Origin of the sequence: uncultured Photobacterium sp., from assembly GCF_947039875.1 — a bacterium.
GTDB lineage: Bacteria > Pseudomonadota > Gammaproteobacteria > Enterobacterales > Vibrionaceae > Photobacterium.
Genome location: NZ_CAMRAN010000005.1, coordinates 37,844 through 50,674, shown reverse-complemented (window position 1 = coordinate 50,674; position 12,831 = coordinate 37,844). Strand labels below are relative to the sequence as shown.

Annotated in this window: 10 protein-coding genes and 2 pseudogenes; 9 read left to right on the top strand and 3 right to left on the bottom strand. The window is 37.2% G+C overall.

Translation table 11 applies throughout. The annotated features are described in order from the left end of the window. Positions 1–3 precede the first annotated feature (3 nt). Together pqiB and Q0V26_RS03120 are read left to right on the top strand one after the other, a co-directional pair. A complete protein-coding gene (gene pqiB, locus Q0V26_RS03125; RefSeq protein ID WP_297476775.1) occupies positions 4–1,644 on the top strand; it encodes an intermembrane transport protein PqiB in 1,641 nt (546 codons plus the stop codon). A gap of 2 nt (positions 1,645–1,646) precedes the next feature. Then, positions 1,647–2,216 carry an ABC-type transport auxiliary lipoprotein family protein gene (locus tag Q0V26_RS03120; RefSeq protein ID WP_297476773.1) on the top strand — a complete coding sequence of 190 codons (570 nt, stop codon included), beginning with the start codon at positions 1,647–1,649 and terminating at the stop codon, positions 2,214–2,216. Between the two features lie 113 nt (positions 2,217–2,329). On the opposite strand, the gene Q0V26_RS03115 is transcribed toward Q0V26_RS03120, so the two are convergent. Continuing rightward, entirely contained in the window at positions 2,330–2,983 is a 654-nt protein-coding gene (locus Q0V26_RS03115) for an HAD family phosphatase (protein ID WP_297476771.1), read from the bottom strand. Between the two features lie 203 nt (positions 2,984–3,186). Here Q0V26_RS03115 and cqsA point away from each other — a divergent pair. Next, positions 3,187–4,354 (top strand): annotated as a pseudogene (cqsA, locus tag Q0V26_RS03110) (alpha-hydroxyketone-type quorum-sensing autoinducer synthase). A gap of 151 nt (positions 4,355–4,505) precedes the next feature. Here cqsA and Q0V26_RS03105 read toward each other — a convergent pair. Then, the gene (locus tag Q0V26_RS03105; RefSeq protein ID WP_297476769.1) at positions 4,506–6,560 is read right to left on the bottom strand and encodes a hybrid sensor histidine kinase/response regulator; all 2,055 of its coding nucleotides are present in this window, start codon (positions 6,558–6,560) and stop codon (positions 4,506–4,508) included. A gap of 175 nt (positions 6,561–6,735) precedes the next feature. Between Q0V26_RS03105 and Q0V26_RS03100 the strand changes: the two genes are divergently transcribed. Beyond that, on the top strand, positions 6,736–7,365 hold the full coding sequence (locus Q0V26_RS03100) for a class I SAM-dependent methyltransferase (RefSeq protein WP_297476767.1): 630 nt from the start codon (positions 6,736–6,738) through the stop codon (positions 7,363–7,365). A gap of 89 nt (positions 7,366–7,454) precedes the next feature. On the opposite strand, the gene Q0V26_RS03095 is transcribed toward Q0V26_RS03100, so the two are convergent. Continuing rightward, on the bottom strand, positions 7,455–8,861 hold the full coding sequence (locus Q0V26_RS03095; protein ID WP_297476765.1) for an amidohydrolase: 1,407 nt from the start codon (positions 8,859–8,861) through the stop codon (positions 7,455–7,457). Between the two features lie 448 nt (positions 8,862–9,309). On the opposite strand from Q0V26_RS03095, the gene modA reads away from it, so the two are divergent. From modA to Q0V26_RS03070, 5 genes and pseudogenes are all read left to right on the top strand, one after another. Next, positions 9,310–10,083: a molybdate ABC transporter substrate-binding protein gene (gene modA / locus Q0V26_RS03090; RefSeq protein WP_297476763.1), complete on the top strand. Its 774-nt coding sequence runs from the start codon at positions 9,310–9,312 to the stop codon at positions 10,081–10,083. A gap of 198 nt (positions 10,084–10,281) precedes the next feature. Beyond that, the gene (modB, locus tag Q0V26_RS03085; RefSeq protein ID WP_080156182.1) at positions 10,282–10,971 is read left to right on the top strand and encodes a molybdate ABC transporter permease subunit; all 690 of its coding nucleotides are present in this window, start codon (positions 10,282–10,284) and stop codon (positions 10,969–10,971) included. Next, positions 10,971–12,071 (top strand): molybdenum ABC transporter ATP-binding protein ModC, encoded by a 1,101-nt coding sequence (modC, locus tag Q0V26_RS03080; protein ID WP_297476737.1) that lies wholly within the window; start codon positions 10,971–10,973, stop codon positions 12,069–12,071. The genes modB and modC overlap by 1 nt, the downstream gene beginning before the upstream one ends. 55 nt (positions 12,072–12,126) lie before the next feature. After that, positions 12,127–12,321, top strand: a pseudogene (locus Q0V26_RS03075) (Bor family protein); the annotation flags it as partial. A 153-nt stretch (positions 12,322–12,474) separates the two neighbouring features. Continuing rightward, on the top strand, positions 12,475–12,831 hold the full coding sequence (locus tag Q0V26_RS03070) for a type II toxin-antitoxin system HigB family toxin (RefSeq protein WP_297476735.1): 357 nt from the start codon (positions 12,475–12,477) through the stop codon (positions 12,829–12,831).

Sequence of the window (12,831 nt, the reverse complement as noted above, 5' to 3'; positions counted from 1 at the left end):
ATTATGAGTGATAACCAGCCAGTTGAGGCTAAAGTACAGCGTTTGAAACAAGTATCACCAATATGGATTGTTCCATTGGTTGCATTAGGTATTGGTATTTGGATGTTTATTCAATTTCTAAATAGCCAAGGACCTGTTATTACTATTCGGCTACCAAATGCATCAGGCATTGAAGTGGGTAAAACAGCTATTAAGTCGTTGAATGTTAAAGTTGGTGTTGTAACAAAAGTCCAATTGAGTGAAGACTATAGCTATATTACCATTACAGCTCAAATGGATAACGACACTAGCCGTATGCTTAAAAATGATACGTTATTTTGGGTGGTTAAACCGCGTATAGGTAAAGGTGGTGTGTCAGGTTTAGATACACTACTTTCTGGCTCATATATTGAAATGCAGCCAGGTGAAGGTAAAGAGGATAAACATCATTTTGTTGCGTTAGATGTTCCGCCTGTTGCACCTGCTGATGCAACAGGATTACGCGTTATTTTAACCAGTCGTCAGGCGGGTAAATTAGACGTTGGTGATCCCGTGCTTTATGATGGCTTTACTGTTGGTCGTGTTGAACAGGTCGGCTTTGACATCAATAGTAAACGTGCCAATTATCAATTGTTTATTTTTGAACCTTATGATCGTTTAGTGCGTACTAGCAGTAATTTCATCTTAGCTTCTGGTGTACAAGTGAAAGTTGGCGCTGAAGGTTTTGATGTTAAAATTGGTTCATTAGAATCATTAATTACAGGCGGGGTAACATTCTCTACGCCGATTGATGATCAAGGCACGCAACAGGTGAAGCAAAAATCATACTATCGTTTATACGATAATACGACTGAAGTTCGTGAAAAAATGTTTGAGCAGCACCTTGATTTTGTAATGTTCTTTAGTGAGTCTGTTCGTGGTTTAAAAGCGGGTGCTCCAATTGAATATCGAGGTATTCAAATCGGTACAGTACAAAAAGTACCATTACGTTTACCAACAAGCCAAGAAGGCTTCACCAGTAAGCAGATTCCAGTATTAGTGCGAATCGATCTTGGTCGAGTTTATAATCATAGCGATGAAGGTACACTAGTGTCGTTACGTACTAACTTTGAAAAAGAGTTTAAGTTAGGTTTACGAGCAACATTAAAAACCGGTAATTTGCTAACAGGTGCGTTATATATTGGCACTGATGTTTATAAAGGTGAAAAACCGATAAAAACATTGAAATATGATGGTTATGATATCTTCCCAACTAAAGCGGGTGATTTAGCTGAAGTTCAAAAGAAGCTAACCAATTTGTTGAATAAATTTAATAACTTACCTGTTGAAGATGTATTGTATTCAATGACAGCTACGCTAAAAGTATCTGAAAACACGATGGCAACGATGCAAGCGACGATCAATGATTTGGATCGGTTATTAAAGCAAAAAGATACACAAGCATTACCAGGTGATGTACGTACGAGTCTAAAACAGATTCAAAAAACACTTAATGGTTTTGGCCCTGATGCCGCACCATATCAGAATCTTGACGGTGCATTAACACGTTTTGAAGCTGTGATGACGGAATTACAACCTGTGTTACGACAAATAAATGAAAAGCCAAATTCACTTGTGTTTGGTGATGAGCAAACAAAAGATCCAGTACCTGTTGGAGGTCGTTAATAATGAAAAAGTGGTTAATCATCGCAATGGCGACTTTAGCTGTAACGGGTTGTAGTAGTACACCTGAAGCTGTGAATACCTTCTTGTTGCCTGCGGGTAAGACATCGATCGTATCACACGCCAATAATCAGCCATTATTGATTGTGCGCCCAGTTGAAGTTGCCGCACATTTATCAGGTACTGGTTTAGTTTATCAAACGTCAGCAACAGAAATAGTGGAAGCACAGCAAAACTTATGGGGTGAGGCATTAGCTAAACAGCTAACACGTCGTATTACTCATGATTTGCGCCAAAAACAACATCGTTTATGGGCAACCCAGTTAACACCAACCTTATCAACAGCGGGTGCACCGCGTTTACAGGTACGTATTAACCAATTTAATGGGGTGTATACAGGTGTGGCTAATGTTGCTGGTGAGTGGATGATCATTGGTGCCAATGGTGATTTGCAAACCGTGCATCCATTTGAGTTTAGTGTACCATTAGTAAAAGATGGTTATAGTGCTCAAGTCGAAGCGCTATCAATTGCTGTTAGTGAATTAACAACTCAAATAGCAAATGCAGTGAAGTAAGTCTATTCACTTAAAAGAAGCCCACAGGTTAATCGTCTGTGGGCTTTTTTGTTTTTAATGCGGTAATACCAAGTTATTGTAATTTCAGTTTTGATCTAAATTGTTATATTTTATTAATGTGACTGTAAAAACGTTAATGCATCATCCATGCTGTTAAAAATATGATGTCCTAAAGCGCGAGTGTCAGTGTCAGGTTTTACAAGGTCGATGATTTGTAATGTAGCCATATTGGCAGCAACTGCAGCTTTAACACCGTTATTTGAATCTTCAAAAGCAATACATTGATTGGGCTCGATATGCAGACGTTGTGCCGCAAGACGGTATATTTCAGGATGAGGCTTCCCCTGAGTCACTTCATCACCACAAGTTATGTGTGAGAAGTATGTTGATAACCCTGCGAGATGAAGTTTTTTCTGTGCGAGTGCTTTGTGAGTAGAGGTGGCGACAACCATAGGTATTTTTTTTGTTTGTAACCAATCTAATAATGCGATGACACCGTGTTTAATTGGAATGGCTTGATGTTCAACCACTGCATGGTAGTGCTGCATCCAGTGAGGATGAAAAATACTATAATCTAACATGTCACCGTAGCCTTGTTCGATGATAGGTTTAATACCTGCTTGGTTTCGTCCAATGATAGAAAGATAAACGTCTTGCTTAAAAGGAAGGTTCATCTCATTGCATGTTTGCTTAAAAGCGGTCATACATACTTGTTCAGTATCAAGCAATAATCCATCCATATCAAAAATTGCTGCATTATATTTCATCATGTTCTCTGTGTGGTTATTTTGTCAGATAGTCTCTCATAATATTAAAATTCAGAATAGGTTATCTATAGCAAATAAGAATAATTATATTATTAAATTAATTTTATAAGATGAGAAAATAATAGATTGTGTATTTTTTATTTGAGAATAATATACCTCTGTTATTTATAAATAATATTATTTTAATTAAAAAGGAATATGCTATGACAATCCATAATCTATCTAAGCCGTTACCCGACTTTATAAAAAAAAATAGAATTACATTTAGAAGAACTTATTTACCCTCGGAAAAATCAACAGCATTTAGTTTTGGGTAAAAAACCAACAAAAAATGGGGTGTTATTGCAGAGTAATGACTATCTTGCTATTTCTAATCATAACTATATTCGAAAAGCATATATAGATGCGTTAAGTAATAATAAAAAAGATGTTGTTATGTCTGCTATATTTTTACATAAAGAAGATAATCATTCATTTGAGCACCATCTGGCTAATTATACTGGCTTTGAGCATTGTATTTTATCGCAATCTGGCTGGGCGGCTAATGTAGGCTTAATTCAAACGATTCTGCCAATTAATACGCCAGTTTATATTGATTTCTTTGCTCATATGTCATTATGGGAAGGTGCACGAGTTGCAGAAGCTCAGATTCATAGTTTTTTGCACAATAATATTCATCATCTAGAAAAGTTAATAAAGCGTAATGGCCCTGGGCTTATTTTAGTTGATTCTGTTTATAGTACCTTAGGCACGATTGCGCCATTGATTGAAATTGTTGCTTTAGCTAAAGGTTATGGTTGTGCTATTTTAGTTGATGAATCACACTCATTAGGAACCCATGGCCCAAAAGGCGCCGGATTAGTGGCTCAATTAGGTTTAACGGATGATGTCGATTTTATAACAGTTAGTCTAGCGAAAGCATTTGCTTATCGCGCAGGGGCGATATTGTGTAGTAACAAGATCGGACAAGCATTACCGTTTGTTGCTCGTCCTGCTATCTTTAGTTCTGCGTTATTACCCCATGAAATTGTGGTATTAGAGGCAACATTGAATGTTATTAAGAATAGTGATGCTCGGCGTTCACGGTTGGTAGAGCAATCTGAAAAATTACGTCATGGCTTAATTAAACTTGGATTTAATATTCAAAGCCAATCACAAATTATTGCCCTTGAAACAGGTAATGAAGAAAATACTGAAATAATACGTGATCATTTAGAAAGCATGAATGTTTTTGGTTCTGTTTTTTGCTCACCCGCAACCCCAAAAAATAAAAATCTGATTCGTTTTTCTGTTAATAGTGAATTAACAGATCAAGAAATAGAGGTTATTTTACAAGCGTGTTTTTTGATGAAAATTGAATTAGCATCATAATGATTAATAACTGAATATATAGTATTAAGTCTACTAATAGTATTTAGTAGGCTTATTTATTAATTATACGGCATAGTGGCCGTATACTCATGTGATTTAGTGGTTGGCTAAAATGTAAGTATGAAATTATCCCTACTTTTTATTGGTTAATTTATGCATCTAGCCATTTGTGAACGATATCTAATAGCGTGGTTTTTGATGATGGTTTTAGCAAGAAGTCAGTGATCCCAATACTGATTAAATGTTCTCTATGTTCTTCATCTAAAGAGCCTGAATAAGAGATAATAGGAATGTCTTGATGTGCGGCATATTGAGTATTAGTTCTGATTTCTTTGGTCGCCTCTATACCTGACATTATTGGCATCTGTGAATCCATCAAAATAAGATCAACTGTAGACTCTTGTAAATAAGAGAGGGCAGTACGTCCATTATCTGCTTCGACAACCTCATAACCCGCATTTTTTAATAAAATACCAGAATACAAACGTAATGAAACATTATCATCAACAAGCATGATTTTCGCTTTGGCCATATTGACTCTTTTGAATGCGTCATTTACTGGTGTTTTATGTGTGAAAATTTGAGTGATTAATTTCTTTTGTAATTCATCAATATGATCATATTTAAATAAATAGGGCTGATAAATTTTTGATAACTCTATTTCTTTAGTCGCATTTGAATGATGAATTAGTATCATCTTTATTTCCATGTTCGTTATGTGACTATATAGTTTAGTCAATAATTCATTTTTAATTGAATGTATATCAACAACGATGCAATCATAATCATTCGTATTAATATCTGCAATATCGTAAGTCGCTGCTTGTTTATAAGACAACGTAAAGTTATAAAAAAATGCCAGATGACTAATATCCGTGAATAACTGATTATGATAACCTAAGAATAGTATTCTTTTATTACTCATTAGATCATATTTTATTTTTTCAACAATCGATGAAGTTATACTTGGTAATCGAATAATAAAGGTTGTTGATACATCTTCAGTTGAATAACATTCAATGTTCCCCGCAAAAGCTGTAATGACTTTTTTACAGAAAGATAATCCTAAACCTGAATTGTTCTTTTTTCCTGAAGTATAATATTCAGTAAAAATGTTTTTAATCGTAGTTGACGCTATACCTTTACCGTAATCTTTGACACTGATAATTGTTTCATTTTTTTTACTATAAACAGAAATGACAATTTTAAAGTTTGGTTTGTCTTTATAATAAAAAGAGTTTTTTAATAAATTAAATATGACGTAGCGTAATAAAATATCATTGCCAAAAAATAGACTATCTTTGTTAATTTGAAAACTGACTAACTGGCGATCATTTTTTTGTTGATAGCCATAGACATTAAGTGCGTCGGTAATCACATCATAAATTGAAAGGTATTGAAAAGAATGAGGAGATATTTTTTGACTATCAATAGAGTTAAGTAAAAGGTTGATAGTGTTATGACCATTATTTATTATTGAAATATTGTCTTGAATAATATTACGTAATTTATGTATTTCAGCATTAGAGATCAGACGGTGTTGTTGAGGATCATCTGTTAATGTTTCTGGAAGTAATTCTAATAATACTTCTTGAGATGCATGTAAGGCACCTAGGGGGTTGCGCATTTCATGGGCAATACCGTTACTAAATGATCGTGAGAATAATTGCTTACTCTCAATTTCAATACGATTACGATAATTAAAACAGATACCTGTTACATAAGAAAAGCTAAACACAACAAGGAATGATGAGTGGAAACCAATGCTAATATTACCCATCGACAGATAGCCCAATAAGGCAGCACTGCATGCCGCTATTGTGGTGCATATTAGAATGATCAGCCAGTCATAGATAATAATAATTGAGAGAAAAATGGCTGCTATAAAAGACATGATCCATTCAACGGACCATTCATTACGTATCATCATATAGCAAAAGAAAAAAGGTAAACAAAAACAGATAGTAAAAACAAAATGCTTTTCTTTATAACGAGAAAATAAGCCTGGCATGTAGCTTTTAATCGCAAATGGCAAAAATAACGCAGCACACACTAACCGTAATGGCAAATTTTCATAAGGCTGAGGAAAGATATAAGTCCAAATAAAATAATAAGCAGGGAAGCCGACACAACCAAATAGTCCTATGAAAAATAGATTTGGCTCGATATAGCGGTAAGCGCTGGTTATTCTTTGCTTAATACTCATTTTGTTTCACATGACTACGAATGGCTATTGTTAATGTTATCTGTGTGGTGAATCATTGGCAAGTTTTAACTCTTTTGTGGTTATATTTTATTGTTAACAATAAAGATTAGTTAAAAACGCTGTTTGTCACTTTTTAAAGTGCTAAGGTAGCTGCTTATTATTTTGGAGCGTTGTAATGTCTTTCTTTACTGCTTTATTTTACGACAATGTAATGAAATATACCGAAGAAGCTTGTTTGGTGGAATGGCGTCGAACGTTACTTAAAGATGTAGATGGTAATGTATTGGAAATAGGGGCAGGCACGGGAGCTAGTCTTGGTCTTTATCCTCAAAAATCGTCGTTAGCGCTTTATTTATCTGAACCCGATCCGCATATGCGAATGCAATTAGAACAAAAATTGTCTTCACAGTCGAATATTAAGGCGACAGTTTTATCTTGCTCGACTGAGAATATTGATAGCGATGATGACTTTTTCGATTATGTTTTTGTGTCATTAGTGTGTTGTTCGGTTAAAGATGTGGCTGCGTCATTACAAGAAATTAAACGGGTACTCAAACCGACAGGGCGATTTATTTTTTTAGAACATGTTGCGGCAGAGCCAAATTCTCGTTGTTATCATTGGCAGCAACGGTTGAATTTTATTTGGCGTCGAGTTGCAGATAATTGCCATCTTAACCGAAATACAGAGCAGTCAATCATTGATGCAGGCTTTGTGATTGAAGATATTCAATATGAAAAAATGCGCAAAATGATTGCCGTCGTGCAGCCAACCATTAGAGGTGTTGCACGTATAGCTTCTGAGTAATTAGCGCTATATTTCTTACATGCTAAGCCTTAAGAATAAAACAGAGAAAAGAGTGTTGTGCACTCTTCTCTCTACTAATGATTGCCGTATTATTGTACTATTTCGCCGCTCTCAACCACGGTTTTGCGTACAATATCAGCAAATTTCAATGCTTCATCATGCACTGTTTTTTCATTCACTGTCAGAATGTTACGATCTTCCATAAGTAACTTACCGTCAACCACCGAGTGCTTAACATTGGTAGCATACGCTGAATACACCAAGGCAGAATATGGGTTATAAACCGGGATCATGTTGGGTGCTTTGGTATCAATCACGATAATATCTGCCAGTTTTCCCACTTCTAAAGAACCAATTTTATCTTCCATGTGTAATGCACGTGCCGCGCCAATGGTTGCCATTTCAATCACATTGATTGGAGGCATTGCCGCGCGATCTTTATTGACTAATTTGTGTACTTTCGCCACTTGGTTAAATTCATCAATCGTACTTAATGTATTGCCGGACATTGGACCGTCTGTGCCTAAACCAATACGTAACCCATCGTTAAACATTTTCAATGCAGGTGCAACGCCTTTGGCTGACTTGATATTGGCACTCATGTTGTGTGCGACACCAACATCATGCTTTTTCAAAATAGCGATATCTTCATCATTAGCATCAATGACATGTGCGGCTAAGAAGTTTGAATTAAGTGCGCCAATCGATTCCATGTATTTAATCGGCGATAGGCCACCAGAGCGCTTAGCAATCACTTCTCGCTCACGATCAGATTCAGCAAGGTGCATCATTACGGGCACATCATGTTTTAACGATAGCTTGGCAATGGTTTGCAGAGTTTCAGTCGAGTTTGTATAAGGGCCATGTGGCGCAAATGCTGGTGTAATACGCGGGTGATCTTTATATTGTTCAATAAAGTTAAGCGTGTATTTAATACCATCTTCCGGAGTTTTAGCACTCGCCACCGGGAATTGAATAATGGTTTCACCCAAGATGGCACGCATACCTATCTGATCAACGGTTTTAGCCACTTCATCTTCAAAGTAATACATGTCAGCGTAAGTGGTCACGCCGCCTTTTAGCATTTCGATGTTACCCAGTTGGGCGCCAATACGCACCATATCTCGTGAAACTAATTTTTTCTCTAATGGGAAAATATAGCGGTGTAAACGATCGGGCACATCATCAGCCATTGAACGGAAAACGGTCATTGAGGCGTGAGTATGGGAGTTAATGAGGCCAGGCATAACAATGTCACCATCAGCATCAATAGTTTTAGTTGCTTGGTATTCTTTGATGTTTGTACCATCAGTAACAGCATAAATCTTATTGCCTTTTACTGCGACCAAACCATTATCAAAGACGGTTTTATCTTGATCCATGGTGAGGACTGTCGCATTTGTTATTAACAAGTCGACATTTTCGATGGCATAAGCAGATGGGCTAATAAGCGAAGTTGCAGCTAAAGAAACAGCAAGTAAAGTCTTCTTAAACATTATGTATTACCGTAACGATGGATTTTTGCTGATAATACAGAGCAATAAATGAATGAAAATAACTATTTTATGCATTACTTTTATTTGTGACAAAGATCGTATTGGGGCGATAAATTTAATCAATAAAAGGCATGAAAATGCTCAATTTTACAAATGGGAATCGATTGCTTTTAGCTATTATTGATCTAATCGAATTTAACATTACCTGTTTTATAGTGTGCTGTTAGATGCTAAGGCTTAAGATAACCAACTCCTTGCTGTTGGCGTAGTGCAATTTCGTAAGCACTAGCTGCAATAATTTGAAGTGCTTATGTTGTGAATTTTTAGACTGCTGTTTGTAGTAACACACTATCGTGGTAATGGTTACTATTTGTTTTAGGTCTTAAAGTTATGCTTGGTAAATATCGATGTGTAGCTTACTATATATCGAAATATTATGGAGGTTGTTATGTCACTTAAATCTGCGGTTATTACTGTTGCTGCCTTATCTCTTTTTGTACAACCCGTTTTAGCTGCTGATAATGTTACTGTCTTTGCTGCATCATCATTGACCAATGCATTAAATGCCATTGCAGTAAAATACCAACAGCAGACCGGAGTTGAAACCACATTATCCTTTGCATCATCATCGGCTTTAGCGCGTCAAGTTAGCCAAGGTGCGCCAGCCAATATTTATTTATCAGCGAATGAAAAATGGATGGATTATGCTGAGCAGCAGGGGGCTATAGCGGCTAATACCCGTAAAGATATCGTTAAAAATAGCTTAGTGATGGTTGCTCCTTTGGCATACCCACAAAATAAAGTGAATGTTAGCGCGAGCTGGAATTTAGCCAAGGCATTAGATGGCACCCGTTTAGCGGTTGGTGATCCTAACTATGTACCTGCTGGTATTTATGCAAAACAAGCATTAGAGTTTTTAGGTTTATGGAAACAAGCACAACCACTGTTAGCCAGTGCCAATAATGTGCGTTCAGCGCTTGTGTTAGTTGAACGTGGGGAAGCTCAATTGGGCATTGTCTATAAAACAGATGCTGAAATTTCTAAAAAAGTAAAAACAGTTTATCAATTCCCCGCCGAATCACATAAACCGATTGTATATCCAATGGCGCTAGTGAAAGGCAATGTGACACCAGCAGCAAAAGGTTTTTACCAGTATTTACAACAGCCTCAAGCCGCAGCAATTTTCAAATCTTATGGCTTTGATCAGGTTATAAAAAAATAGCGGGATTGATTAAACGCATACAGTAATAGGTTAACGATAAGGTACTGAGTGAAAGCTTCGTACCTTTTATGTTTTACCCTTGATTGTGTTTAAAAATACAGCGAATAAAGCACAGAAATCAAATCATTGCTGACTGACGGTAAATGATTACCTATGCTATTGCTATAACGAATAAAAGTTTTTACAGGATTGTTGTTAGTGCTGACTGAATATGAATTAGAAGCGTTATTTTTAAGTTTGAAAATTGCCAGTGTCGCGGTAATTTTCAGTTTACCATTAGGGATTGGCTGTGCCTGGTTATTGGCACGTCGCCAGTTTTGGGGTAAATCATTACTCGATGGACTGATTCATTTACCGTTAGTGCTGCCACCGGTGGTGATCGGCTACCTGTTATTGATCACTATGGGTCGCCAAGGCATGGTGGGCAAGTGGCTGTATGATTGGTTTGGATTTACGTTCAGTTTTAGTTGGCGCGGTGCTGCGTTAGCTGTTGCGGTGGTGTCGTTTCCTTTAATGGTACGCTCAATTCGATTAGCTTTAGAAGGTGTTGATAAGAAGTTAGAACAAGCGGCTCGCACGCTAGGTGCATCTTCTACTCGTGTGTTTATGACCATCACCTTACCATTAATGATCCCTGGTATTTTGACGGGTACAATTTTAGCTTTTGCGCGTGCTCTGGGTGAGTTTGGTGCAACGATCACTTTTGTGTCAAATATACCGGGTCAAACTCAAACAATTCCTTTGGCGATGTACTCCTTTATTGAAACCCCCGGCGCTGAAAGCGAAGCGGCACGCTTATGTATTGTCGCTATTGTGATTGCATTATTATCATTGTTTGCTTCTGAATGGTTAACCCGCGTGGCAAGAAAACGATTAGGGGCAGCGTAATGAGTACCAAAACAGCGCAAAAAAGATTAAAAATGTGCTTTACCCAACAATTAGGTGATCTTGCGTTAGCCATTGATCTTAATGTGCCGATGCAAGGGATCACGGCCATTTTTGGACGCTCAGGTGCAGGAAAAACATCTTTAGTAAATGTGCTGAGTGGATTAAGTCATCCAGATAATGGCTATATTCAGCTTGGTGATCGTGTCTTATTCAATAGCCAGCAAGGTATGGCGTTAAGTGCTGATAAACGTAATATTGGTTATGTATTTCAAGATGCGCGTTTGTTTCCACATTATACGGTAAAAGGTAATTTGAATTACGGCGTTAAACATACCGATCAACAACATTTTGATGATGTGGTTAATTTATTAGGTATTGCACCGTTATTATCACGTTATCCCGCTTCGTTATCTGGTGGTGAAAAGCAACGGGTAGCCATTGGGCGAGCATTATTGACTAAACCCGATATGTTATTAATGGATGAGCCTTTAGCCTCGTTAGACATGCCACGTAAACAAGAATTGATGCCTTATTTGGAGAAGTTAGCTAAAGAGGTCAATACACCGATAATTTATGTAACCCACAGTTTAGATGAGATTCTACGTTTAGCCGATTCAATGGTGATGTTAAACCAAGGCAAGGTACTGATTTCAGGGCATGTGAATTCTGTTTGGAGTTCTCCTGAAATGCGACCGTGGTTACCTGCAAAAGAGCAGAGTTCACTATTAAGTGCGCGAGTAAATATTAACCATCCTCGTTATGCCTTAACACAAGTAATGTTGAGTCACGATGCCTCATTATGGGTAACACAGTTGCCACATCAACGAGGGGAGTGGGTGCGGGTACGTATATTTTCTAATGATGTTTCAATTGCGCGTCACTACCCTCAAGCAAGCAGTATTCGTAATATTCTCGCGGCAAGGGTTGATAAGATTCATTACGCTAATGATGAACGTGTGGAAGTTAAATTACGTATTGGTGAAACCCATTTATGGGCCAATATTACCGCATGGGCAGCGGATGAATTAGCACTAAAAGTCGGTGATCAGGTGTTTGCTCAGATAAAAGGTGTCAGTGTTACTAAAGATGATTTAGCTTAACATATTATAAATAACAGTATGATTTATAGTATTACCAGCATCACAAACAAAAACAGCTGAATTAAATAAATCACAACCATTTTTCGTTTCAGGTATTGGTCAACATAAAACTGTTGATGCTGCGAAGCTATGTGGTGGTGCCGATAACGTGGCTAAAGTTGAAGTGCAACAAACGTTTGTTAACGGTCTATTGAGTGTCGTTACATTTGGTGTTTATACACCACGTCAAGCCCGCGTATTCTGTAAGTAATAGTCAGTATTAGCATCATATCAAGCCTTCCACAGTGGAGGCTTTTTTCTTTTCTGTTGCATCTCATTTCTGAAAACAAGCCATATCGCATATTGCTATATATCGCACTTTGCGATAATCTGGTCTAAAATTCACAGCAAAGGGTTAATATGCGTGCGGATCATCACTACAACTCGAATTAAACAGGCAATGTTGATGTACCCACAATGGCGGGTTGGGTTGACTCTCTGGCAACAGACATTCAATCGAGCAGGCTTAAAGTTTGAATCTTTTGCTCAAATTAAAGCGCTTTGGCGTACACAAAGTGGCTGGAATGTTGATCGTGTCCCTGCGTGTAAAGTAGGTGAAACGGCTTTTAACGGTGACAATTACGACCTTTACATTTTTGACGTTCATAAGAACGACTGTCGCATTTTGGCTCGTATTGATAGCACTCGCAGCAAGATTTTTATTCGTGAGATTTTATCTCATGCAGACTATGACAAATGGATTAAAAGTCATATTAAGTAA